We start from the raw sequence: 25,708 nt of genomic DNA, 5'->3' as shown, positions 1-25,708 counted from the left end.
CCCGTATGAGGGCGCGATCCGTGCCACACCACATTGGTCACCGATCACCGGGTGCAGCTGATCCACTGGCAACCCGTCAAGGAGACACGGCCTAGGCGGGCTAGCTTGTGCCGTCCCGGAAGAGCTGCCCCCGCGGGCGCGGGGACGACGCGACCTGCGCGAACTCGTAGGCGCCGAACATGGAGCTATCCCCGCAGGCGCGGGGACGACGACCTTGTCGATCTCCCAGTCGCGCCGGGCGGGGAGCTACCCCCGCAGGCGCGGGGACGACGTCTTTCACGTCCTTAGAAATACCGCACAGGTAGAGCTACCCCCGCAGGCGCGGGGACGACCGGACGGCCGGACGGGTGTCGGCAGAGGCCGGGGAGCTACCCCCGCAGGCGCGGGGACGACACTTCTCGACCTGCACTGTTGGCGCGTAATCATGCCATTTCGCTTGCTTGATTCGCGACGACCTTCCACGCCTGCCCAGCATTCCCCCTCGGCCGGGCCATGAGAGTGAGCCCATCGAAGTCGGTGGGCGTCCAACGGTCCTGGCCGGCTGTGCGGACGGCCCAGCCCTGTTCGGTCCGGGCAGGCTCGATCATGACTGCCTGGCCGTCGCCGATGCGCTCGGCCAAGACCTTCCACAGGCCGTCGCGGACGCGCGCGTTGGGGCTACCGACGAAGACGCCTGGGGCGACTTCGACGAACCAGCGCGTCAGGTGGCCCCGGAGACCGGGTGGGGCGGCGATGAGGACCACGACCGTGGTCGCGGCGCTCATGGGGCTGTGCTCCTGCCTGGGTCCGGGATGACGTCAAGGTGGCTGTCAGGACTGAAAGGGGGCGAATCCCAGTTGCGGCCGCCGCTGACGACACCATCTCCGTCGTCCCACAGTCCTCCCAGGTCTTCCTCCAGTAGGGTGGCGCCTTCCGGCATCAAAAGGTTCTTGATATCCGCGACTACGCGGGACAGCAGCTTGCCCTGGACCACGGCATCGCGGAGAGCTGTGCGGGCGTCGCGCTCCGAGGTGAGTCCCTTGGCCGCGAGGTCGAAGGCCAGCGGGATGGTGAACTCGGCCTTGTAGAGGTCGGCGACGTCCAGGACGAAGGACAGTGCGGAGCCTGTGTGAACGAAGCCGAGGGCTGGGCTGGCGCCGATGCCCGTGATGACGGCGTGGCAAATCCCGTACAGGGCGGAGTTCGCCGCGGAAAGCAGTCGGTTGACGTCGTCGCCTTCTGCGAAGGCGTCTCCGGGTTTGTATTCCCGCTTGGTCCAGGGCACTTTAGTGCGTTCGGAGTGCTGGGCGTACAGTCGGCGGACGCGTGTGCCCTCCCGTCCTCGTAGTTGTTGGAGGGTGAGGCCGGAGGTGTCTTCGTCGGGGAAGCGCATGTCGTACATGCGGCGGGCGACCGCGACGCGTTCCTTGGGGCGGGTGACGAGCCATGCCTGCCGCAGTTGGAGTTGGGAGCCGCGCGCGATGCCGTGGCCTGAGGCGTAGAGGCGGACGCCGTGCTCGCCGACCCAGCACAGGGAGGTGCCGGAGTCGGCGAGCAGGGTGACGGCGCCGTGAGTGATGCGGCTTCCAGGGCCGATGAGGAGGACGGCGAGCCAGGCGGCTGGAACGTGTACCACTCGTGCTTTGTTGACCAGGACGACGGCGTTGTCGTCACGGTCGATGTGGCAGCGCTCGACGTACAGGCTGGAGACGCGGTCCTCCAGCCTGTGCACTTCCTGCGGACCGGCCCGCCACCAAGGTTCACGCACTGGTCACCGCCGCCTGTGCTCTTACCGGGGCCAGGGTGAGCAGTCCCTGCCCGTATCCCTTGGCTGGCCCGATGCCCCCCAGCAGCGCCGCGCGCAGCGCGTCGGGGTCGGTGACCCTCAGCCGTCCTTCGAAGGTGGCCGTGGAGAGGGTGATCCGCGGCCCGTCACGGTGCTTGTTGAAGCGCAGGATGTCGCGGCTGACGATCGACACGGCAGGTCCCGCAGCAAGTGAGCCGTCTGCCTTGAGTCCTGGGGCTGGCGCGTCGGAAGAAGCCTCGGGGATGGTGAAGCCGTGGCGTTCGGCTCGGGCGAGGATCCAGTCGAGTTGCTGAGCTGCTGTTCGGTGGGCCAGGCGGAAGCCACGCGGGCGGCGGCCAGCGGTATGGGGGCGTTCTGTGTGTGCTTTGAGGCGGGCGTTCTGCTGCTCACTCGGCTTTGTAGGGCGCGGCACGCTCTGGACGGGGTTGGCGGTCAGGCGAAAGCCGAACTCCCGGCCAAGTGCAATGCGTTCGAGGAGTGGCTTGTAGTCGGCAATGAGCGGTTCGCCGCCGTCGGCTCCGGGCCAGCCGGCTTCGTCCACGAGATGCTGCCAGGAGGGGCGGCTCTCGGTAAGGACGAGGATCTCGGCGCGATGGGAGGTGTTGTTCTCCATCCGCCACAGGACGCGTTCAGTGACGGGCTGCACGGCGAGACCGGCGAGGATCGCGGCGTGCAGGCGGTGGGGGCTGGAGAGCAGGGAGACCGCTTTGCGGCGGCGGGGGTTCAGGGCGATTTTGGAAAGGTAGGGCATCAGGGTCACCAGCCCAGGAGGGCAAACGGGTCGTGGCCGGGGTTGGCCGGAGGGGATTCCCTGTCAGCCGGTTGTGCTGCTTGCCGACCGGTGGGGAGGGTGACCCACAGGTGCCGGACGGTCCGTCGGCCGAAGAGGGTGCCGGTCTTGAGGTCGTAGGTGTCGGGGACGTCGACGGCGAGCTGGTCGCCGGCGAGGTCCTCGACTGTGGCCTCCAGCGTCACTTCCGTCGCCTGGACTTGGCTGCGGCGGTGGGCGGATGCTTGCCACGGTACGGCCGTCAGCGCATCCGGGAGTTCGGCGTCGGCGTGCAGTCCGAGGCTGACCGGTCCGGTGGGCGGGCAGGAGCGGCGACCGAGGGAGAGCGGGTAGGCGGGGTGGCGTACTGCGTGCTCCAGACGTTCCAGGAGGGGTGCCGGGCCGCGCAGGGCGGCGACGAAGACGGCGTCCTGGAGGTAGAAGCGCTGAGTGACGCCGGTGTACTTGGCCGGGCTGGTCTTCGTCTGCACGCCCTTGGCGTTCACTTTGGCGGAGGGCAACGGCACGCCGCGGTGGTCGCTGAACGTGTGGTAGTCGCGTAGCAGTGAGCCCGGCTGGTCGACACGCACGCCGAGCCGAAGGTCGAGGAGGTCGGTGATCGAGGCTTCGCGGGCGCGGCCCTCGGCGGCCGCAAGGAGGCCGAGGACGCCGGACTTGGTGGGCTGAGGCCGGGTCTCGCGCCGGTTGTAGCGGGAGGGGCCGCCCCACGACTGCAGTGGCGCGGCCAGCCTGAGGATGAGGACGGCGTGGTCGGTCATCGCGCGTCGGCCTTGGTGATCTCGCCGTCGGCGAGCCACTGCCCGACCAGCTCACCGAGGGAGTCGAGCAGTGTCGGGAAGGTGAGGGACGGGCCGAACACCTCTGTGAGCTTGTCGGCCTCGACGTTGTAGGCGGCCAGGGTGCTGACCGGTTCGGCGCCCCAGGTGGCGCTGACGGACTTCAGCTCGTCGGCCAGGCGAACGGCAGACTCGGTCGACAGGCCGGTGACGCCCACGACCGGTTCCTCGTACGCGGAGACCAGATTCACCGGCTGGTCCGTGCGGAGGGTGAGGAGCACCAGGTGGGGCAGGGTGCGGTGAGCGAAGGAGTTCTGGTGTCCGGTGGGCATGGAGCGGGTGAAGGCGTCGACGAACCGGATGGCCATGTCGCGCGTGTCCTCGGCGGAGCTGAGGTTGTCGCGCAGTTGGTGTACGCCGAGGACGGCGTAGCGGTAGAGGGTGGAGGAGTTGAACTCGACGGTACCGATCATGCCCGCGCCGTGGTCCTCGGTGTTCTCGTCGTCCACCGCGGTGTAGTAGTCGAACTCCGTGCGCACTGCATGCGTGGACAAGGCATGTGCAACCTGGACGGCGGCGTCCACGTTGAGGGCGGGCAGGTCGGCGACCATGCGGCCGAAGAGCGCGACCTCCGCCGGGTGACCGGTCGAGAGGGTGGCGACCACCGGAAGCTTGCCGACTTCTGCCTTGAGGTCCGCGTCGGACAAGGCGGCCAGTTCCGCGGCACGACCGTTCAGCAGCTTGACGATCTCGTCGAGCTGACGCTTGCCGAAGAACAGGAGGTAGGCGGACTGCTCCTCCTTCTTGGACGACTTGGCGATCCCGAGAGGCTCCAGCAGGGCAGCGGTCAGACGGTCGGCCTGGGCAGCTTCCAGTCCCGCACCCCCCTCAGTGACCGGCACGGTGAGCCGCTCGGCGAGCAGCGCGGCGATCCGCTTGGTCCGCGTCGCGCGGTCGGCCGGCTCTACGGCCTTAGCGAACTCGGTGCGGGTGGCCCGCTTCCACGCCTGGGAGGAGACCCGGGCACGGCGGGCGCCGCCGTAGAGCGCCTGCTTCGGAGTACCCGAATCATCCCGGTTTGCGTTGGACGGAGGCAGACTCTGCAGGATGTGGACCTCGACGAACAGGGTGGGCTGAGTCACGAACGGGCTCCTCGGTGACATGAGGCGTCGCCAGCGGCGACACACGTAGCTGGATAGGGCAGGGTGATGCAGCGCCGGACGAGGAAACGGCTGTCCAGCGCCGATGTCAGGAATTCTTGAAGGTGGGCTCGACGCGGAAGTCGCGGTCCCAGCGGTCACGGAAACGGCCCTGGGCATTCGGCCGCTTGGGGTCGTCCCACGTCCGCAGAGCGGTGCGCAAAAGGTCGTAGTCGAGTCCGATTTCGGCACGGGAGAGCAGAGTGACCAAGCCCCGCAAATGCATCGCGAGCTCGCCGCCGTCGATCGAGGTAAGGAGGGCACCGAACCGGCGTTCCAGCGCTTCCTCTCCGCTGCCGCTCTTCGCCAGCAACAGGCGCGCGGCGGTGCCTGGGGTGTTGCCCGGGATGTGCATCCTCCGTCTGCGGCCCTGCTGGTGGCGCCCGAAGAGGGTGAGTGCGGCGTGCTCGGCGATCAGGTCCCGGGTGAGAGAGCCCCGCTCACGCAGGTCGCAGGACATACGGGTGCGGTAGTACGGCCACATCGCGGGGACAGTGCCGGCCTCACGGCCTGTGCCGGACCTCAGGGCGGCAAGCTGTGCGCCGTTCTCCACCCGGTCCGGTGCGAAGCGGGTCCAGTACGGGGCGGCATGTGCGTCATCGTCGGCAGCGAACGGTTCGGTGTACTGCAGCCCCCAGGAACGCAGGGCCCGGTCTCGGCCCGGGCTCTCCCAGGCAGCAAGGTCGTACAGCAGCCGGGTGTAGTCGAGGCCGATGCCCGCCTGCCCCAGCAGCGGAACGAGCCGGTACAGGTGCTGGACAAGCTCAAGGAGGTCCTGTGCAGTGGCCGCCGCAATCAGCCGCTGGTCCACAGCGCTTACCGAGAATGCTTCGGCGCGGCGCAGTTCCCGGCAGGCCGTGCCCAGGCCGCCTCTCGGGCGATGGGCGGGTTCAGCGGCCGCTTGCTGGTGGCGCCCGAAGAGGGTGAGTGCGGCGTGCTCAGCGATGTAGAGGTCGGGCAGGCGGTCCGAGTCCCGGGCTGCGTCTGTCAGCCGCACCCGGTGGGTGTCCCGCATGGCGGGAACGGTGCCCGGCTCGCCGTTGATGCCGTCGCACAAGCCGCGCAGCTTGCGTGTGACGTGCTCGGAGAACCTGGGGCGGCCTTCCTGTGCGCAGGCTTGCCAGTCCGCTGCGGCCTCTTCCCAGAAGTAGGCGCGCAGGCCGCTGCGGGTCCTGCCGGTTACGGTGCTCATGCCGCCGCCTCCCCGTTGCCCGAGCCGCTTCCGGGGAGCCGGGGCAGGATCTCGGCGAGCTTCTTGTAGAAGATGCCGGCAGCCTTGCCGCTCCGGTACACGACCTCCTTGCCGTTGTGCTTCTCAACGCGTCCCACCACCGCACGCGGCGGCGCGGCAGCAAGCAGCGCTTCGGCCTCCCCGACGGCCGCCGCCCGTACGGACAGCTCCCAGGCCACCTGGGCCCGCTCCAGCAGGTCGTCGTCCTCACCGACGGTGCGCAGCCCGGCGAGCAGCCGGCGCATCGTTCCGTCGAGGGTGTGCAGGAACTGGGAGGAGGGGCGCTGACCCTTGTCCCGCGGCAGCGGATCGCCGCCACAAGCCCGTCGCAGATCGTTGTTGAGGTGGTCCAATGCACGGCCGGCCTGGTCCGCCTGGCTGACGCATTCCAAGATGGCGGCGCGCAGCCAGTCGTCTTCGGCGAGCAGTGAGGCCACCGGGAGCGGCAGGCTGTCACCGACGGCGTTTTCGACAACGGCGGACTGGGTGCCGTATTCGAGACCGCAGATCTCCACACCGAGCGGATAGTCGGCGGGCAGGACGTCTTCGGCGCGCAGATCACCAGCCTGGCGCAGCAGGACGGACGTGTACGGTCCGTCGCCTTCGACGGGCAGGGCCAGCGCAAGCAGCGTGCCCAGTCCCTGCCAGGCCGAGCGCCCGGAGGCATGGCGGCGGGGGCGCCGTCGGGGCTGGCCCGCCTTCGGTTTGGCGGAATGGGACCACGCTGTGTGCGGGTCCCATTCCGGAGTCTGGGCAAGGCGGTCGCCAGCGGAGACGATTGCTCGATGCACCCGCGGCTCCTTCTCCGTCTCGCACGGGATCAGTCGGATGCGGCGGGCCTGGAAGGTGAGCAGGTCCAACAGTCCGCCAGCCGGGCGTGGCGACCACTCCGGACTGGCTGGCGACTTCCAGCCCAGCGATGCCGGGCGCTCGTCCCAGGCCCACTGGGGCCGGTCCGCCGGGTCCAGGCCGGCAGGCAAGACCGGCGTGTTCAGCATCAGCGTCTCGAACAGGTTCCGGCCCACCAGGACGGTCACCCCGAGCTGGCCGAGCGGGCCCGTCGGATTTCCGGTCGTCTTGCCGTTCTTCGCCTGAGGATCGCCGACGGCTCCGGTCTTGATGGAAGCAGTGTCCCAGCAGTGCGCGTGGAGCAGCCACAGCAGCGCCTGCCCAGGCGTCAACAGCAGCTCATCGCCCTCGGTCACCGCACTGAACAGCGGCACGTTGTTGCCGGAGGCGATCGACGGCACGAGTTGCGCGGCCGACTTGGTCTCTCCGTTGAGCGCTTCCAGGTGGGCGACCTGCGCAAATGGGCGCTTGTCGTCGAAGAGCCGGAAACGGTCGCCATAGCGGGTCCCGAGGTAGTCGGTCAGCTGCGCCACCTCAGCGTCCGAGAATCTGCCGCGGTTGAACCGCTCCGCCCACTCCTGCCGCGTGCGCGGCACGCCGATGGCATCAAGCACCACCGGCAGGAGCATCTGTCGCAGCAATGCGGGCAGCATCGTCGGCACCGGCAGCTCCAGCCTCCGGACCGTGTGCGCACCCATCAACGCGGCGAATAATCCGGCCGTGCGGACTGCGCCGTCGGCATCGACTGTGGTGAGCCAACTGCCGTGAACGAGATCTCCGTCGGCGTCCACCGTGGTTCCCCCCTCCATGAATCGTGTGCACGTCTCCCCAAACGCACAGGAAGTCACGGCAACTCGCCTTCTCGCCACGCGACTTGGCGTGCCACCTGATCGCAACAAGGCTTGCACACAACGCTTGTTGCTTACAACCGAATCCGGTGCATCCGGACGACCTTCACATCCCGGCAGACGACGCGAGCGGCGACCCTGTACCCTGCCCGACGGCGCACGGAGCCGCCCCTCCCCGAGTTCGGGGGTGTTCCCGCTTGGTGCTTCGCATCGTCCCCGCAGCGCGGGGTGAGAGGGCTCGGGCCCGGCTCCAGGCGCCGTTCAGCCTCGTTCGACGACCAACCCCAGAACGTCGTCGTACGAGACCCTGTCCTTGCCCAGCGCAGCTGTCCCGTCTTCCTCCAGCACGAGCGCCGGGGCGTACCTGAGCCAGGGGTGACCGGCCCACCCAGGCAAAGGAACAAGTCCCGTCCCCTCCGCCTCCGCAGCCTCCGTCAGCCGGGAAGGCAGCCGCACGGTACCGCCCAAGAGCCGGCCGACCACCGTTTCGTCGTCCACCTCACCGTGTACGCCGATCCAGGTCCCGTCGATCGATCGGTACCCGCTGGCCGAGCGCCGGACGATCACCGCCTCCACCGACCGCTTCCCGTCCCGCACCACGGCGTCGAGGTCCTCTTCGGATGCCGCCTGAATGCCCCCGTAGTGGAGTCCCTCCAACGTTGGCGCTCCCCACTCCCGGGGGCGGGTCAACAGGAACCCCTCCGCGTCCTTCTCCCGCTGCTGCTCCTTTGCGCTCCACACCTCGCGCGCTACGGCCTCGTCCCAATCCGGTGGGCAGACCTCCGCCTCCCCGTAGGCCCTGGCAACCAGACCCGGCACATCGGCCGGGATACTCCACCCGTCTGTCTGCCGCGTTCCTCCACTCAGCGGCCCCGCGGCTTCAGCGACCAGGGCGGCCGCCCTCAGCAGCGCCCACTCCCCATAGATCCCCTTGGACGCGGGCAGGAAGCGCGGGCGCCCTCTCTCGCCAACCGCCAGGCCTGTCACCAGAACACGCGGCTTGGCGAACGCAGACGGTCTCCGGAGGCCACTGTGCCGGTGGAGCCGCCCGATGCGCTGCAGGAGCAGGTCAACGGGAGCAAGGTCCGTGATGAGCAGATCCGCATCCACATCGAATGATTGTTCGGCAAGCTGTGTGGCAATCACCACCATCCGGTCAGGGCGCTCCTCATTCGCCCCTGGCCCCAGCAGCCGCAGGCACTCCTCGGTTCGCTCCGCCCGGTGGGCCGAGCACAGTCGACCGTGCAGCAGCCGCACCTGCCCGTCGAAGCCGGCCTCCGTCAAGGCACGGTGAACAGCCTGGGCTCGGTCGACCTGGTTCAACACCACCAGCACCACCCCGCCGTCGGCTGCCTCTTTCATCACGGTCGAGGCGAGCAGCCCCCCGTCTGGGCTGGCATCGGGCAACCAGTCGATCCGCGTCGACGCCGACGCGCGCCAGGACGGCACCGCTTCACGCGAACTCACTGCCACGGAAGCCCCATAGAGGGCGTACGCCGCGGTGACACACGGATAACCAGCCGGCTCTGGCACTGGACAGACCACGTCCGCCGCGCTCAGAGCACCCGACAGATACGCATCGACGCATGCCTGCCGCTGGGCCGGCGGAAGCGTCGCCGAGAGCAGGACCACCGGGACCTTGGCCTGCCCGAGCCAGCGCAGCGCCTCCAAGAGGAACTGGCGCATATAGACGTCCGCGGCGTGCACCTCGTCCACCACCACGACCTTGCCGACCAGTCCGGCAAAGCGCAGCATCACGTGCCGCGTGCGGGTCGCCGCGTACAGGAGGTGATCCACGGTGCCGACAGCAAACGCCGTCAGAAGGCCCCGCTTGTTACCCAGGAACCACCGGGCCGGTCCGTCACGCTCTTCCTGCGGTCTGCCGCTTGCGTCTGATGTCCAGGCGGACATGCCGTACTCGGCGTCCTCCTCGGTCGCCCCGTAGACGTCGAACGGGTCCAAGGCCGCCGGCTCTTCGCCCCGGCCGCTTTGTCCAACCGGGTCTATCCGCTTGCTTTCCCAGATCTCCCGCCACGTCGGGTTGAAACGGCGCTTGCCGTGCAGCAGTGCGACCTGCGCTTCCAGCTCAGGGTCGAACGTCCGCACCCACTCCAGCACCTGTTCGTACATCGGGTCGCTGGTCGCCTGCGTCGGCATGGCCACGAAGACACCCTCCAGCCCGAACCGGGCTGCTAGCACCTCGGCCGCCGCCAGAGCGGCCTTCGTCTTGCCCTCCCCCATCGGAGCCTCGGCCACCATCAGCCCCGGCACCGGCATCGACCACGCCCGCTCGACCAGCTCCTGCTGCGATGCCCTCGGGGTCACTCCCAGCCGCCCGGTCAGAGGAGTAAGCCGATCTTCGGGAATCGCGAGTTCGTCCCACCCGCCTCGCAGACCGAGCCGCTGCCACGCCGCCTCGGCCCGCTGGCGCGCCGAGGCGAGAGACACCTTCCGCGCATCCGCGATCCCCTCGAACTGCTCGCTGTCACTGGCGATCCAGTCCGCCATGACGATCAGTCCAGACAGCCCCAGTTGCTCCGCCCGGTTCAAAGCGCCCACCGGTCGCGCATCGGCCAGATCCGCAAAACCGACGGCCCGGGTGAACACGTCAACGACCGCCCTTTGCACCGCCTCCCACGCAGCTCCCCGCCCCTGGACCTCCCGATGCTTCGGCTTCAGCCCCTGGACGGACGGAAACGTCCCGTGATGGCCGGCTACCAACGGCCACACCCATGCCGCGCTCTCCGAACTCCCCCACTCCGCGACCAATCTCGGCCGCAGCAACGCGGCGCCGGCCACGTCATGCCGCCACCGCTGCCGACGGTCCGACGGCAACCTCCCCCACACCAGACCCGCTGCCCTGACCGGGGCGGCCTCCGCATCGTCCATCGCCTGAAAGGCAGGGCACGCCTTTCCGCAGTCGTGAATCCCACAGATCCACATGAACCACAGACGCCCGCGTCCGCCACTGATCTCCTCCAACCGGTGCCGTAACGCGGCCGACAGGTACCGGTCCCACATCACCTCCGCCACGGCAGCGGTGTCCAGCAAGTGCCCGAGTAACAGGTGGGTCCGTCCCCCGTTCCGCGCCGCGGACTTCCCCCATAATCGCGACACCCTGGCAACGGTCTCCTCCGAGAGTCCCATCCCCCGCATCAGGTCGACAATCGATCCCGTGTGCTCCATCAGCGCAGCCCTCTCCGTACAGTGGATCCGCACCATAGACCCGCCCACTGACATTGGCCCTGGACCACATGACCCGACCGCCGATCCTGCCAAAGGAAAACCGGTCCCACCGCTAGCATCCGCGCAGGTCAAGAAGTGTCGTCCCCGCACCCGCGGGGGTAGTTCGTCCTCAACGGCCACGACCACCACTACGAACGGGTCGTCCCCGCACCCGCGGGGGTAGTTCTCGACTCCAGTTGGTCGATATCGGCAGCGACGTGTCGTCCCCGCACCCGCGGGGGTAGTTCCGCGGTGCAGGGCCGCACCGTCGGATACGGCGGGTCGTCCCCGCACCCGCGGGGGTAGTTCATTCGCTGGGTGCGCTGCCCCGTGCGGTCCCCGGGTCGTCCCCGCACCCGCGGGGGTAGTTCGTCGACAGCTGGCCACGCGTGGGCCAGACGACCGTCGTCCCCGCACCCGCGGGGGTAGTTCCCTTCCGCCACGGTCTTCGTTGGGGACGTCGGCGTCGTCCCCGCACCCGCGGGGGTAGTTCCTGCTGGCCCTGGAACAGCCCGCCGCGGTGAAGGTCGTCCCCGCACCCGCGGGGGTAGTTCCTCAACAGTGGGTCTTGGCTGAGCAGAACGAGGGTCGTCCCCGCACCCGCGGGGGTAGTTCCTCCGAGCGCACGCCGCACGCGTATCGCGGGGCGTCGTCCCCGCACCCGCGGGGGTAGTTCTAGCCTTATGGGGGTGGTCGGGTGTCGGGTCGCGTCGTCCCCGCACCCGCGGGGGTAGTTCCCACCTCACCATCCGCCGCCTTTCAGCAGCCTCGTCGTCCCCGCACCCGCGGGGGTAGTTCGAGTCGATGGTCCAGTAAAGGATCTCGGCGACCGTCGTCCCCGCACCCGCGGGGGTAGTTCCCTCCACCGACATATCCCCGACACAGAGTCAAGGTCGTCCCCGCACCCGCGGGGGTAGTTCGTTCTTCGCGACTTCGGAAGAGTGCTTCATTTCGTCGTCCCCGCACCCGCGGGGGTAGTTCGACGCACCGATCTGCGGGATTCCCGGGCGCGCAGTCGTCCCCGCACCCGCGGGGGTAGTTCCCCGCTCCTCGATGATGCGCTCGATTGCTCCTAGTCGTCCCCGCACCCGCGGGGGTAGTTCCTGCTTCCACTGCTCAGCGACCCAGCCCGTAGAGTCGTCCCCGCACCCGCGGGGGTAGTTCGCCACTCCAGCGCCGGCGAACGCTCGGGGTCGCGTCGTCCCCGCACCCGCGGGGGTAGTTCCTTGCCGAGGCCATGGACGAGCGGCGCGATGTGGTCGTCCCCGCACCCGCGGGGGTAGTTCCTCGTGGTCGCCTTTTCGCCCCTGCTTACCGCTGTCGTCCCCGCACCCGCGGGGGTAGTTCGCCGCTCGCGCCCGGTCGATCTCCTCCAGCACCGTCGTCCCCGCACCCGCGGGGGTAGTTCAGCCTGGGAGGCGCATCGCTGTACTCGGAGGAGGTCGTCCCCGCACCCGCGGGGGTAGTTCTCCCGAGGAGGCAGACCGAGAAGCCCCGGAAGAGTCGTCCCCGCACCCGCGGGGGTAGTTCGGCCGGTCCACAGCTCGCGGAGCCAGTCCTCCCGTCGTCCCCGCACCCGCGGGGGTAGTTCTCTTGGAGCAAAGCAGCACAGACGACCAAACTCGTCGTCCCCGCACCCGCGGGGGTAGTTCCGGCTCCTCCGGGACATACCGGGTCACGTGGATGTCGTCCCCGCACCCGCGGGGGTAGTTCCGATGATTTGAATTAGCGGCCCTCCTCCCATCTGTCGTCCCCGCACCCGCGGGGGTAGTTCGACCTGGAAGCCCCTGGCCCCGACCGCCACCGGGTCGTCCCCGCACCCGCGGGGGTAGTTCACTGCAGCAGCCGCTCGATGGTCTTCTCGTCGGTGTCGTCCCCGCACCCGCGGGGGTAGTTCCGCGCCGCACGAGTGCCCGCTGTGCGGGCCGTAGTCGTCCCCGCACCCGCGGGGTAGTTCGCCGTGGCACCGCGTCATGCGTCATCCAGCGGTCGTCGTCCCCGCACCCGCGGGGGTAGTTCCCGACCGGCGAGTTTCGTGGTCTGTGCTGCTTTGTCGTCCCCGCACCCGCGGGGTAGTTCCGGTCGCCGTCACCGCCCCGTCTCCGTTCCCCCGTCGTCCCCGCACCCGCGGGGGGGTAGTTCCGACGTTGCTCATGCCCGTACCCCCGTCAGTGCGTCGTCCCCCACCCGCGGAGGTAGTTCGCGCCGGGGGGCGTCCGTCTCCCCCCTGATCCCGTCGTCCCCGCACTGGCGGGGGTAGTCCCCCACGTTTGCCACAGGCGCCCGTCTCACGACCGTCGTCCCCGCACCGGCGGCTGTAGTTCTACATAGACCGTTCCGTATCCGAGGAAGGCCGGGTCGTCCCCGCACCCGCGGAGGTAGTTCCCCGGACGGCACCATGGAACTCACCGGCCCTGCGTCGTCCCCGCACCTGCGGGGGTAGTTCCGCAGGGCGGTACGTACGGAGGTACGCACGGTGGTCGTCCCCGCACCGGTGGAGGTAGTTCCCCATCCGCCCGCACCTCTTCAGCGACTCCGACGTCGTCCCTGCACCGGCGGGGGTAGTTCGCTGTCCGGCCCGGGAAAGCCAGCCGACCCGCTGTCGTCCCCCTCCCCAACCGGAGGGGGTAGTTCTCAGCCTCACAGGCCGGACCGGTCACTACGGCGGTCGTCCCCGCACCAGCGGGGCTAGTTCGTGGGCCCCGGTGATCATGAGCGCTGTCACCCGGTCGTCCCCGCACCCGCGGAGGTAGTTCGTACCAGTGAGAGGTGTTCTTCCGGTTTCTCCTGTCGTCCCCGCACCCCGCGGGGGTAGTTCCGCGCACCCTTTGCTCCTCAAGGTCGACGTCCCGTCGTCCCCGCCACCCGCCGGGGGTAGTTCCTACCAGCCTTGGTGCGCGACTTGGGTTTCGTGGTCGTCCCCGCACCCGCGGGGGTAGTTCGCAGGGCGCCGACCTCAAGGTGCTGATGTTCTTGTCGTCCCCGCACTCGCGGGGGTAGTTCACAACCGCACGGCGTTCCCCAGGTCCGTGAGGGGTCGTCCCCGCACCCGCGGGGGTAGTTCTCACGCTCCACCAGTACCTTGCCACCCCGGCCCGTCGTCCCCGCACCCGCGGGGGTAGTTCCTCCTTGAGCAGTATGACCTGGGGTTCTTGCTGGTCGTCCCCGCGCCCGCGCGGGTAGTTCGTTCTGGCCCTGGAAGATCATGCGCCGCGCTGCGTCGTCCCCGCACCCGCGGGGGTAGTTCCATCGGCACGTGGATGGTCCGCGAGGTCTCGCAGTCGTCCCCGCACCCGCTGGGGTAGTTCCTTCCCTAGCTTTCCCTGCTTCTGGGCGCAGGGGTCGTCCCCGCACCGGCAGGGTAGTTCCTCGTCCTCGACGTCGAGGGAATCATGTCCGAGGTCGTCCCCGCACCGGCGGGGGTAGTTCCGTGGCCTGGTAGCGGCGCAGGCCCGTGTAGCCGTCGTCCCCGCACCCGCGGGGGTAGTTCCATCACGTACAGCGGGGCCACGTCGGAGCCCGGGTCGTCCCCGCACCGGTGGGGGTAGTTCGGTCAGCCGGGCGGTGGCAACCAGCCAGGGCCCGTCGTCCCCGCACGGGCGGGGGTAGTTCCTGCCCTGATTGCCTACACGCGGCGCATATACAGTCGTCCCCGCACCGGCGGGGGTAGTTCCCAGTGGATGCTCCGCGGCTGCCCCGTCGAGAGGTCGTCCCGCACCGGCGGGGGTAGTTTGGGCTGCGGCCGGAGCCTGATGGATCCTGCCTCGTCGTCCCCGCACCGGCGGGGATAGTTCCGGCACCGCTTCCGGCTACCGGGCCGAGGCCGGGTCGTCCCCGCACCGGCGGGGGTGGTTCTACCCCGGCACCTTCTGGGCGTGGATCGTCGTCGTCCCCGCACCGGCGGGGGGAGTTCTGCGCTGGTGCCGGGGCCGGTGGTGTCGGCTTCGCCGTCCCCGCACCCGCGGGGGTAGTTCCGCCGTGCCGATCCACAGAGCAGGGTCGGAGTCGTCGTCCCCGCACCCGCGGGGGTAGTTCCGTGTCGTACGAGCTGGCGAACCCGATGCGGGCGTCGTCCCCGCACCCGCGGGGGTAGTTCGCTCAAGCCCCGGACGGCCACCCTGTACGGGATGTTTCCCCGCACCCGCGGGGGGGGAGTTCCCTGGGCCGCCTGGACGGTGGCCCGGTCGTCCCCGCACCCGCAGGGGTAGTTCGTTGCCGTACGGCACGTTGCCCAGGACGGCGTCGTCGTCCCCGCACCTGCGGGGGTGGTTCCGCGGTCCACACGGCGTTTCCGTCGGCGCCGAGGTCGTCCCCGCACCCGCGGGAGTAGTTCCACTGGAACGACCCACATCACGAGCCAAAGTGCGTCGTCTCCGCACCCGCGGGGGTAGTTCCCTCGATCACCCCGTTGTGCTGTCCTTCCCCCTGTCGTCCCCGCACCCGCGGGGGTAGTTCGTCCCATCGGCCCTGACCCACTGGCCGCGCACAGTCGTCCCCGCACCCGCGGGGGTAGTTCACGCAGATGGGAGATTCCTGGGTTGGCTCGGTCGTCGTCCCCGCACCCGCGGGGGTAGTTCGTGGCGCAGTTCAGTGGACCGGTCACTGTTCACGTCGTCCCCGCACCCGCGGGGGTAGTTCGCCCGAGCAGCACCTTGACCCGACCGGAGAAGCGTCGTCCCCACACCCGCGGGGGTAGTTCCCGGACCATGTCGTTGGAGTTCCAGCCTCGACGGTCGTCCCCGCACCCGCGGGGGTAGTTCCAGGGTGGTGGCGAGTACCTTCGGGATGTCCGCGTCGTCCCCGCACCCGCGGGGGTAGTTCCACCGGCACCAGCACCTCAACCCCTGCCGGCCCGTCGTCCCCGCACCCGCGGGGTAGTTCGACCTCAGCGACCTCGGGCAGTTCGCTGGCGGGGTCGTCCCCGCACCCGCTGGGGTAGTTCCCAGGACTCCCACTCAACACGGCTTTCGGTGCAGTCGTCCCCGCACCCGCGGGGGTAGTTCCTTGCCCTCGCTGACGCGAACGTGAGGCTGCCGGTCGTCCCCGCACCCGCGGGGGTAGTTCTCGGGAAGGGGCGCGCGTACCACTCCAGAAGCTGTCGTCCCCGACCCGCGGGGGTAGTTCGCTGTTCGGGACCGAGTTCCCCGGCGGGCACATGTCGTCCCCGCACCCGCGGGGGTAGTTCCCCGGTGACGGCGTTCGTCGGCTTCGTGATCGTGTCGTCCCCGCACCGTGGGGGTAGTTCCTACCTGCTCTCCGGATCGGGTTGCGCCGGCGGGTCGTCCCCGCACCCGCGGGGGTAGTTCCCACGAGCGCGGCAACCTGATCCGGGAGGCCCTGTCGTCCCCGCACCCGCGGGGGTAGTTCGGCCGCATCCCGCTCCGATGCTTCCCCATGGAGGTCGTCCCCACCCGCGGGGGTAGTTCCCCGTGCAGCCCTGAGTTCCCGCCCGAGGTACGGTCGTCCCCGCACCGGCGGAGGTAGTTCCTCCCGTCAGCCACGTCAGTGTCAGGCGCCATGGTCGTCCCCGCACCCGCGGGGGTTGTTCGAACGCGTCGGTTTTGGTGTCGGCGTCCATCGAGTCGTCCCCACACCGCGGAGTAGCTCTTCAGCCGCCGCGTACTCGGCCCACGTGCCGTAGTCGTCCCCGCACCCGCGGGGGTAGTTCCCTCGCGTAGTCCTCGTTCGTCGTCGGATAGACGTCGTCCCTGCACCCGCGGGGGTAGTTCCTGGGCGTTCGGCTTGGGCGCCACGAACTGACCGTCGTCCCCGCACCGCAGGGGTAGTTCTGCGAGGATCAGCGTGGTGGGCGCGCCGCAGATGTCGTCGCCGTACCCGCGGGGGTAGTTCCTCGCATTCCAGACCCGCCTTGACGTCCAGGCCGTCGTCCCCGCACCAGCAGGGGTAGTTCGCAGCATGCGGACCGGCTGGAAGCCGAATTGCAGTCGTCCCCACACCGGCGGGGGTAGTTCGCTCGCCGCCGTCGAGGACGGGTTCGAGTGGCGGTCGTCTCCGCACCGGCGGGGGTAGTTCGGGGTTCTTCACTCCGTCGTCGCTGACCTTGTCGTCGTCCCCGCACCGGCGGGGGTAGTCCCTAGAGGCTGACCTCTTGGAGTTCTTCAGTGTTGTCGTCCCCGCACGGCGGGGGTAGTCCACCGCGGTGGTTGATGTACTGCTCGGCTGGGCTGTCGTCCCCGCACCGGCGGAGGTAGTTCGGTGGTGCTGGCCCGCATGAGCGCAGCACGACAGGTCGTCCCCGCACCCGCGGGGGTAGTTCGACTCCGTGGCCCGCCGGCTCCTCACCCGAGTGGTCGCCCCCGCACCCGCGGGGGTAGTTCGCTGATGCGCCAGCACGACACCACGCTGCTGCCGTCGTCCCCGCACCCGCGGGGTAGTTCCTCCCAGGTGGAGACGGCGCACCGGCTCGCGTTGTCGTCCCGCACTAGCGGGGGTAGTTCTGCGCAGCACGATTCGGGCGTCTTCCGCGCGTAGTCGTCCCCGCACCCGCGGGGGTAGTTCCCGGACCGCCGACCGGCCCGTCCCCGAAACCCGGTCGTCTCCGCACCTGCGGGGGTAGTCCCATCGGCCACAAGCTCCAGCAACCACCCTGCCGTCGTCCCCGCGCCCGCGGGGGTAGTTCCTCGGCGGATTCGGGGATGTCCGGGTCGTACCAGTCGTCCCCGCACCGGCGGGGGTAGTTCTCCCGGCTGGTGCAGGCGATTCTGATCGCCTGCGTCGTCCCCGCACCGGCGGGGGTAGTTCCTACGCGGCACGGCAGGGAAATCGAGTTCGGGTGTCGTCCCCGCACCGGCGGGGGTAGTTCTCGTCTGAACTCGCCCCGGCGACGGTTGCGGCGGTCGTCCCCGCACCCGCGGGGGTAGTTCTACCGCATGGCGGTCGGCTGGCTCCTCCCAGGAGTCGTCCCCGCACCCGCGGGGGTAGTTCCAGACGACTCGTCCGAGTCGAACGCCGCCGTGTCGTCTCCACACCCGCGGGGGTAGCCCTCTCGGGCACTATGAGAAACGACCTGCTCTCCACTCGTCCACGTACCCACGGGGGTAGTTCTTCTGACGTACGCAGCGGGGGTCGTCCCCGCACCCGCGGGGGTAGTTCGGCATGGAGGGCGGCACGGGCCGAGTCCGAACGTCGTCCCCGCACCCGCAGGGGTAGTTCCACGGCCTGGCGGTTCGCGGGCGAGCACCTGCAGTCGCCCCCGTATCGGCGGGGGGGTAGTTCCATCGCGCCCATCCCCTCGCTTCGCCAGCGCGTGTCGTCCCCGCACCCGCGGGGGTAGTTCGTCACCGGAGGCTTCGGCGACTTCCCGCAGCGAGTCGTCGCCGCACCCGCAGGGATAGTTCCATCCACGACGCGCCGATCACGCACAAGGCGGCGCCGTCCCCACACCCGCGGGGCAGTTCTCTCGTAGCAACAACAAAGGCGGGTGCCCGGGCGTCGTGCCCGCACCCGCGGGGATAGTTCAACGGACACCTTGGGAAAGAAACAACAGAGTTTGTCGTCCCCGCACCCGCGGGAGTAGTTCCACGCAGGAGCCGTCCTCGGGCAGGTTCAGCGCGTCGTCCCCGCAGCCGCGGGGGTAGTTTCCTGCGTGAGTCGAGGCGGCCGTCAGTGTGGGGAGTCGTCCCCGCACCGGCGGGAGTAGTTCGAGATCCGGTCAGGACGACTCGAACCCGGATCCGTCGTCCCCGCACCGGCGGGGGTAGTTCCGCCTGTGCGGGACCGCAGCGCCGCAGCACCTCGTCGTCCCCGCACCCGCGGGGATAGCTCCTCCTCCAGGCGACCCGAGCCCACGCACTTCGGGTCGTCCCCGCACCCGCGGGGATAGTTCCAAGGATGGCCGGCCCTACACGGCTACCGGCGCATCGTCCCTGCACCCGCGGGGGATTTCCTGCGGCAACGTGATCCACCTCCGGCGTGCCCGGTCGTCCCCGCACCCGCGGGGGTAGATCCGCCTCAGCCCAGCACGTCAGCAGCACCGCGCCGTCGTCCCCGCACCCGCGGGGATTGTTCCGGCACCACGTCCGGCTACCGGTCCGCCGCCGCGTCGTCCCCTGCACATGCGGGGGTAATTCCAGGTCGTCGCCGTGGTGCGGCTGGGTGGCGAGGTCGTCCCCGCAACGGCGGGGGCAGACTCGCAACGTCACTAAGAGTCGCCAGTCCGCCCCCAGCAACGATGACCTCTAAGTTCAGTAAGGCGCTGAATCACCTCCGGAGTCATGCAGCAAGTCGGAGCTGACCGGGGGCAGCGAACTCTTGTTGAATGACCGACAGGATCGGACGTACATAGCTGACGGCCATCCCTGACCTCGTTGTGACAGCCTTCCGTTGCAGAGATATCGTCATCTGCGCACCGTTGTCTCCGCGCTCCATACCGGCGACGGCGGCACTCAACGAGTCGGAAAACTCCCACGTTGACGAAGTCAGGTGGAAAATTACCAAATCCGGTGCCGCTGCAAGCCTGAACGCAAGACGGGCATCCGGCTTGGGTCCGCGACCGGATCGAGCAGCGGCTTTTCGGTCGAAGACCGACTCGGGACAGCCGCAAGGGTCACCTGCGTTGTCCATCGGCTGAAGGAAGTTGAACCCATCGCAGACATGAATCGGTGCGTGCTCTTCTACCTGCTGCAGCACCAGACGGTTGACCACAGCTTCTGGGCCATCGACGTTCACCGCGATGGCGTCGTTATCCAACGTCAGTTCAAAGAGGTCCTGCTGTCGATCACGGCTTCGAGACTGTCCGCCGTAGAGCCTGGCAACTGTCGCCGCCACTTCCTCATTCGAAGTAGTAAGCAACCATGACGGCAGGGCCACCGCTCGTCCTCCGCAGCGTTCCTCTTCCGCCCAAAAGCTGCCGACAGCCGTCCCGGACCGGATTCCTTCAGTCACCGCTTCATCCCTCTGCACGACCAAGAGTCAGGGATCCGATGATCGAAGGAATCCGGGAACTTGGCTAAGCCGGGAAATTCGTGTAGCGCCTCTACCTACCTGATTCCGGAAGGATTCCGCTCCGGCCCTTGCATGACACCAACCACGCAACGGACCGGCGCTCCGGCCGGGAAGAGGGTGACCCTCACCCCGAAGTCCAGGAGGATCTCCTTACGGGCCTGGACATCGAGCGCCTTGTCCCAGCGGTCCGCAACGGTCTCCCCCGTCGGTCGCTGGACCATCCCTGGCGGACGCACCGGCTCGGCCTCCAGCGCCGCTAGTTCACGCCCCAGGGCGGCGTATCGCTCCCGAAACCACTCTGCGTCATCAGCAGCGTCGTACAGGCCGGCCTCGCGGTCGGCCCGGAGCCGCTCCCTGGTGGCCTGCACTTCAGCGATGCGTTCTGCCACCCTGTTACCGGGGTCGTAGACGGTCTCGAAGATCGCTCCGTCACCGAACTTCTGCAGAAACCATTCCTCAACGTGCTCATCAAGGAAATGAGTGCGGATGAGCGGCGCGGGACGGCAGTCCTTCGCGCTCAGCCATCCCTTGTTCCGGGCGGTGCACGCATAGCGCGGTGGCACAGCGGGAGAGTTCTGGGTCTGTGTATATACCCTGTGGTGACACTGCCCGCACAGCGCCACCTCTGTGAGCAAGTAGTTGCGGTTGGTACGGCGACCCTTCCACGGGGTCGTCCGGGCGGTGAGAACCTTCTTCAATGCCTCGTGGGTCGCCCGGTCCCACAGGCCCTCGCAGAGCCGTACCGGGTTGCCTTCCTGGTCGATGACGGGCTTGCCGTTGTGCATCAGGTAGCCCAAGGCCGCCTCGGAGAGGAGTATGTTCCGCAGGCTCGTCGGATGCCACGGCCGACCGCGCGACCGCTTCCCGTACATGACGGCCAAGTGGTCGACGGGCGCCAATTCACCTGCGCGGTTCAGGCGAGCCGCTTCGCTGCTCGGCGTGTTGCGCTCGGGATCGGCAAGGATGCGGCGGGCGACGAGCCTGATCACCGTGGAAGCATGCGGGTGCAGCTCGACGTGGTCGATCTTTCCGCCCATCACCACACGGACGTAACGGAAACCGTACGAGGGCTTCCCCTTCGGGCGTCCGGCAGCACGCGTCTTGATGGTGGCGTTGCGGTTCCGGCGCTGGATGGCGCGCAGCTCCATCTGCGCGCCCCACGCCTCCATGGTGAAGCGGTTCTCGTCAGTGGCGTCGTCCAGATCCCAGGGGCCGTCGTGGCCATACGTGACGAGCAGCTTTCCCTCGTCGCGCATCTTGTAGCCCGTGTTCAGGCAGTCGACGACGTTGCGGCCGAGCCGGTCCACGGCTGCGGCGACAAGGCCGTCATACGGCCCTTTCTCGTCGCGGAGCCACGGGCCGAGCTTGGGCCGGGTCATCGGGTCGGTGGCTCCTGATACCTCCCAGTCGTCGGCCCAGCCGATGATGTGGCCCCCGACAGACGCGGCGGCCGTCAGAACGTCCTCCCGTTGACGCTCCGGGGATGACGTGGCCAGCTTCATACGGGACAGCCGCCGCACGCCGAGCAGGCACTTTCCGCATCCGTCGTAGGGGCGTTCGATCATGTTCAGGTCCGTACCGCGCAAGATTTCTCCGTTTCGCGCACGCAGGGTACGGAGATTTCGCGGCCACCCCCAGGACGATCTTGGTCAGCCCAGGAAGCTCAGTCGAACCTTACGGTTGACATTAGAGATGTTGGTGTCCACGAGGCAGACGGACTGCCAGGTGCCCAGGGCGAGTTCTCCGTCGACTACGGGCAATGTGGCGTGTGGGGGCACGAGGGCGGGGAGTACGTGGTCACGGCCATGGCCGGGGCTTCCGTGCTTGTGGCGCCATCGGTCGTCCGCCGGGAGGAGATCGTGGAGGGCGGACAGCAGATCGTCGTCGCTGCCTGCGCCGGTCTCCAGTAGCGCGACCCCCATGGTGGCGTGCGGGGCAAAGACATTCAGCAATCCGTCCCGGCCCTGGGCGACGTCTCGTAGGAAGGTCTTGCACTCCCGGGTCAGGTCGTAGACGGTCTCGCGTGAACCGGTCCGGATGTCGATCTCTCGTGTCGTGAAGCTTGCAGCCATGGGTTGATGTTCTCAGAGAAGGCCGGTCAGTCCCTGTGTGCGGACGGCCAGGCGTCTGGGCGGGCGGGTCGGGAAGAGATCGTGTCGGGCGGTTGTTGGTAGAAGCGTGAACTACTTCGGGGTGCGTGAGGTCGAGGTCGTGGTGATCGGGGCCGGGCAGGCGGGGCTGGCCGCCGCGTTCCACCTGCGGCGGGTGGGCTATGTGCCGGACCGGGATTTCGTGGTGCTGGATCACTCCCCGCGGCCCGGTGGCGCCTGGCAGTTCCGGTGGCCGACGCTGACGTACGAGGCGGTGCACGGGATGCACGCGCTGCCCGGGATGGAGCTGACCGGGGCCGATCCGCGGCGCCCCTCGTCCGAGGTGATCGGAGCGTACTTCGACCGTTACGAGCGGACCTTCGGGCTGCGGGTGCACCGACCGGTGAGCGTGTCGGCGGTCCGGGAGAGTGCGGAAGAGGGACGCGGCGGGCGGCTGAGGGTCGAGACGTCGGAGGGGGACTATGCGGCGCGGGCGGTGATCAATGCGACGGGGACCTGGGAGCGGCCGTTCTGGCCGCGGTTCCCGGGGCAGGAGACATTCGGCGGGCGGCAGCTGCACAGTGCGCGGTACCGCGGGCCGGAGGAGTTCCGGGGTGCGCGGGTCGTGGTGGTGGGCGGCGGGACCTCGGCCGTTCAGCAGTTGCTGGAGATCGGGCCGGTGGCGGCGGACACGACCTGGGTGACGCGTCGGCCGCCGGTCTTCCGTGCGGGCCCGTTCGGCGAGGAGGAGGGCCGGGCCGCCGTCGCCCTCGTCGAGGAGCGGGTGCGGCGGGGGCTGCCGCCGCGGAGCGTGGTGAGCGTCACCGGGCTGCCGATGACCGAGGCGATCCGGCGGGCCCGCGAGGACGGCGTACTGGAGCGGCTGCCGCTCTTCGAGCGGATCACACCGGCCGGCGCGATCTGGGCCGACGGGCACGCGGTCGACGCCGATGTGTTCCTGTACGCGACGGGCTTCCGGGCCGCCATCGACCATCTCGCCCCGCTGAGGCTGCGCGAGCCGGGCGGTGGAATCCGGATGGACGGCACCCGCGTGCTGCGCGACCCGCGTATCCATCTCGTGGGGTACGGGCCGTCGGCGAGCACCATCGGCGCCAACCGGGCCGGGCGGGCCGCGGTGCGGGAGCTCCGGCGGTGGCTGTCGGAGCGGAGTCCGGTGGCGGCGGGGGCGAGGGCTTCGGCGACTGGGCCGTGATGGGGCAGATGCGGATGCTTTGCACGTAACGCAGGAGCGAACAAACGAACGCCAGAGCGAGTGTTCGTTGGAAAGTGTGATCGAGGGCGGGAGGGGTTCACGGGGCGCCGCCGGGTGGGTGATGCTTACGGGGCGCGAGCGACGGGCTGCAGACCGTCAATGCGCCTCCGGCCGACTCCCTTGCTGGGCCGGAGAGTTGATCCCATGACTCGTGGTTGTCCCACACCACGCACTTGCACAAGGAGAAGAACTACATGAACGTCGTCACCGACCTGCTTGCCTGCGTCGTCCACTTCGTGGGCTGGCTCGTCTGACGCACCACGCACTGCGGCGCCGCCTCTCCCTGTCCCGGGAGGGGCGGCGCTTCGCATGTCCGGGGGGGGACGGCGGACGCAGCAGCCGCCCCAGGTACGCGTCCGCTAGCGGTCGAGCTGCTGGTGGGCGGTCTCCGGCAGGGTCAGGTAGACGAGGAACGAGACGAGGCAGAGTGCGGCCACGTACCAGGGGAAGAGTCCGGCGTGCCCGGCCTGCTGGAACCAGGTGCCGATGTACGGGGCGGTGCCGCCGAAGAGAGCGACGGTGAGCGAGTACGGGAAGCCGATGCCGGCGGCGCGGACCCGGGCGGGGAACACCTCCGCGTTCACGGCCGCCGCGATCGCGGTGTATCCGGTGAGCAGCACCATGCCCGCGCACTGGACCAGGAGCAGGGAGAGGAAGGCGTCGGTGACCAGGTGCAGCAGCGGTACCGCGAGGACCGCGAAGCCCAGGGAGAAGCCGAGCAGGAGCGGTTTGCGGCCGATGCGGTCCGAGAGCAGGCCGCCCAGTGGCTGCAGCAGGGCGAAGAAGGCGAGGGAGAGGGTTCCGACGGTGAGTGCGTCGCCCTTGTCGAAGCCCGCGTTGACCTGGGCGTAGGTGGGGAGGTAGGTCGTCCAGGTGTAGTAGGCGAGGGTGCCGCCGGCGGTGATGCCGCAGATCAGCAGCGACTGACGAGGGTGCCGGCGCAGCGCCTCGAACAGGCCGGGGCGGTCCGCCGCCCGCTGACCGGCGTCGGAGGAATCGGAGGAATCGGAGGAGGAGCGGAGAGCTTGGGGAAGGGTCTCCCGTGCGCCGCGCCGGATCCAGAGGCCGAGCAGGCTCAGCAGCGCGCCGATGAGGAACGGCACCCGCCAGCCCCACTGGCCCATCTGCCGTTCGGTGAGCAGCGCGGCGAGCAGCGCCGCGGTTCCGGAGGAGAGCAGCTGGCCGATGGTCGTGGAGACGTACTGGAAGCTGGCGAACAGCCCGCGCCGGCCCGGCCCGGCCGACTCGACGAGGAAGGTCGTGGAGGCGGCGAACTCCCCGCCCACCGACAGGCCCTGCACCAGGCGGGCCACGACCAGCACCAGAGGTGCCAGCACGCCGGTGGCCGCGTAGGTGGGGGTGAGGGCGACGAGCAGACTGCCGGCGCCCATCAACAGGATGGTGAGGGTCAGCGCGGCGCGCCTCCCGCGCCGGTCGGCGACCGCGCCCATCAGCAGTCCGCCGACCGGCCGCATGAAGAAGCCGACCGCGAAGACGGCGAAGGTCGACAGCAGCGGCACCAGAGAATTGCCGGTGTCGTTGGGGAAGACCTGCTCGGCGAAGTAGACCGCGAGGAAGGAGTACGCGTACCAGTCGTACCACTCGACGGCGTTGCCGATGGAGGCGGCGGCCAGCTGCCGCGTCCGTGTCGGCGGACGGGCACCGTCGGGCGCCCGGTCCTCGGCTATGAATCCGGTGCTCGGCATGGTCCGTCCTCGGTTCCTGGTTCTTCTCCTGTGCCTGCTGCTGGGGCAGGATGAGCTGACAGGTGATCATGTACCGCGGAGGCGGCCGGCCGCCAGGGGGCCGGGGCAGCCGAAAAGAGATGGCAAGGAGATGGCAACGTGCGTGTAGCGCTGTTCGTCACCTGTATCAACGATCTGCTCCATCCCCGGACGGGACAGGCGGTGGTCACGCTGCTGGAACGACTGGGGGTGACGGTCGAATTCCCGGCCGAGCAGAGCTGTTGTGGCCAGCCGCAGTTCAACACCGGCTACCGGCATGCGACCGAACCGCTGGTGCGCCGCTTCGACCGGGTGTTCCGGGATTACGAGTATGTGGTGACTCCGTCCGGTTCGTGCGCGGCGATGGTGCGTGACAACTACCCGCGGATCGGGGCGAAGGCGGCTGCCGAGGGGCGCGGCCGGGAGCTCGCCGACGCGGCGGCGCTGGCGGTGCCGAAGACGTACGAGCTGACCGAGTTCCTGGTGGACGTGCTGAAGGTGGAGGACGTCGGTGCCTTCTACCCGCACACCGTCACATACCACCCCACCTGTCACGGGTTGCGCATGCTGGGCCTGGGCGAACGGCCGCGGCGGCTGCTGGCGAAGGTCAGGGGGCTGGAGCTGCGAGAGCTGCCGGGCGCCGAGGAGTGCTGCGGGTTCGGCGGTACGTTCGCGGTGAAGAACCCGGCGGTGTCGGCGGCGATGGGGGCCGACAAGGTCCGGCAGGTGGTCTCGACCGGCGCGGAGGCGGTCTGCACCGTCGACAACTCCTGTCTGCTGCACATCGGCGGCACTCTCGCCCGGCAGGGGTCGAGGGTCCGCCCCGTCCATATCGCCGAGATCCTGGCCAGTACGGAAGCCAGTACGGCAGCCGGTACGCAAACCGGTACGGAAGCCGGTAGGGATAGGGAAGCCGATGGGAATAGGGAAGGGAGCGGGCGGTGAGCGGCACC

Annotated in this window: 14 protein-coding genes and 1 CRISPR repeat array; of the genes, 2 read left to right on the top strand and 12 right to left on the bottom strand. The window is 69.2% G+C overall.

Annotation, left to right across the window (positions count from 1 at the left end):
* Positions 1–422: 422 nt before the first annotated feature.
* The 11 genes from cas2e to ACFY12_RS31080 all read right to left on the bottom strand — a co-directional run bounded on the left by cas2e (position 423) and on the right by ACFY12_RS31080 (position 21,740).
* Positions 423–764: a type I-E CRISPR-associated endoribonuclease Cas2e gene (gene cas2e, locus ACFY12_RS31130; RefSeq protein WP_390719280.1), complete on the bottom strand. Its 342-nt coding sequence runs from the start codon at positions 762–764 to the stop codon at positions 423–425.
* Positions 761–1,747 carry a type I-E CRISPR-associated endonuclease Cas1e gene (gene cas1e / locus ACFY12_RS31125; protein ID WP_390719279.1) on the bottom strand — a complete coding sequence of 329 codons (987 nt, stop codon included), beginning with the start codon at positions 1,745–1,747 and terminating at the stop codon, positions 761–763. The genes cas2e and cas1e overlap by 4 nt, the downstream gene beginning before the upstream one ends.
* Entirely contained in the window at positions 1,740–2,537 is a 798-nt protein-coding gene (cas6e, locus tag ACFY12_RS31120; RefSeq protein WP_390719278.1) for a type I-E CRISPR-associated protein Cas6/Cse3/CasE, read from the bottom strand. Before cas6e ends, cas1e begins: the two co-directional genes overlap by 8 nt.
* 5 nt (positions 2,538–2,542) lie before the next feature.
* Entirely contained in the window at positions 2,543–3,334 is a 792-nt protein-coding gene (cas5e, locus tag ACFY12_RS31115) for a type I-E CRISPR-associated protein Cas5/CasD (RefSeq protein ID WP_390719277.1), read from the bottom strand.
* Complete coding sequence (gene cas7e / locus ACFY12_RS31110) at positions 3,331–4,494, bottom strand: type I-E CRISPR-associated protein Cas7/Cse4/CasC (RefSeq protein ID WP_390719276.1); 1,164 nt, start codon at positions 4,492–4,494, stop codon at positions 3,331–3,333. Before cas7e ends, cas5e begins: the two co-directional genes overlap by 4 nt.
* 106 nt (positions 4,495–4,600) lie before the next feature.
* Positions 4,601–5,743, bottom strand: a complete 1,143-nt coding sequence (gene casB, locus ACFY12_RS31105) for a type I-E CRISPR-associated protein Cse2/CasB (RefSeq protein WP_390719275.1) — start codon at positions 5,741–5,743, stop codon at positions 4,601–4,603.
* Positions 5,740–7,422 carry a type I-E CRISPR-associated protein Cse1/CasA gene (gene casA, locus ACFY12_RS31100; protein ID WP_390719274.1) on the bottom strand — a complete coding sequence of 561 codons (1,683 nt, stop codon included), beginning with the start codon at positions 7,420–7,422 and terminating at the stop codon, positions 5,740–5,742. The genes casB and casA overlap by 4 nt, the downstream gene beginning before the upstream one ends.
* A gap of 318 nt (positions 7,423–7,740) precedes the next feature.
* On the bottom strand, positions 7,741–10,665 hold the full coding sequence (cas3, locus tag ACFY12_RS31095) for a CRISPR-associated helicase Cas3' (RefSeq protein ID WP_390719273.1): 2,925 nt from the start codon (positions 10,663–10,665) through the stop codon (positions 7,741–7,743).
* Positions 10,666–10,802: 137 nt separating this feature from the next.
* Positions 10,803–18,849: a CRISPR direct-repeat array (repeat unit 28 nt; unit sequence GTCGTCCCCGCACCCGCGGGGGTAGTTC).
* 87 nt (positions 18,850–18,936) lie between these two features.
* A complete protein-coding gene (locus tag ACFY12_RS31090; protein WP_390719272.1) occupies positions 18,937–19,608 on the bottom strand; it encodes a hypothetical protein in 672 nt (223 codons plus the stop codon).
* Positions 19,609–19,703: 95 nt separating this feature from the next.
* On the bottom strand, positions 19,704–21,233 hold the full coding sequence (locus ACFY12_RS31085) for a recombinase family protein (protein WP_390719271.1): 1,530 nt from the start codon (positions 21,231–21,233) through the stop codon (positions 19,704–19,706).
* 84 nt (positions 21,234–21,317) lie between these two features.
* Positions 21,318–21,740, bottom strand: a complete 423-nt coding sequence (locus tag ACFY12_RS31080; RefSeq protein ID WP_390719270.1) for a YjbQ family protein — start codon at positions 21,738–21,740, stop codon at positions 21,318–21,320.
* 106 nt (positions 21,741–21,846) lie between these two features.
* Here ACFY12_RS31080 and ACFY12_RS31075 point away from each other — a divergent pair, with 106 nt between their 5' ends.
* Complete coding sequence (locus ACFY12_RS31075) at positions 21,847–22,971, top strand: NAD(P)-binding domain-containing protein (RefSeq protein WP_390719269.1); 1,125 nt, start codon at positions 21,847–21,849, stop codon at positions 22,969–22,971.
* A 419-nt stretch (positions 22,972–23,390) separates the two neighbouring features.
* Here the strand turns inward: ACFY12_RS31075 and ACFY12_RS31070 are convergent, their stop codons facing one another.
* On the bottom strand, positions 23,391–24,737 hold the full coding sequence (locus ACFY12_RS31070; RefSeq protein ID WP_390719268.1) for an MFS transporter: 1,347 nt from the start codon (positions 24,735–24,737) through the stop codon (positions 23,391–23,393).
* Positions 24,738–24,875: 138 nt separating this feature from the next.
* Between ACFY12_RS31070 and ACFY12_RS31065 the strand changes: the two genes are divergently transcribed.
* Positions 24,876–25,700, top strand: coding sequence for a (Fe-S)-binding protein (locus ACFY12_RS31065; RefSeq protein WP_390719267.1), 825 nt, complete (start codon positions 24,876–24,878; stop codon positions 25,698–25,700).
* Positions 25,701–25,708: the final 8 nt, after the last annotated feature.

This window comes from Streptomyces sp. NPDC001339 (assembly GCF_042895955.1).
GTDB lineage: Bacteria > Actinomycetota > Actinomycetes > Streptomycetales > Streptomycetaceae > Streptomyces.
This window is presented reverse-complemented; position numbering and strand designations above follow the sequence as displayed.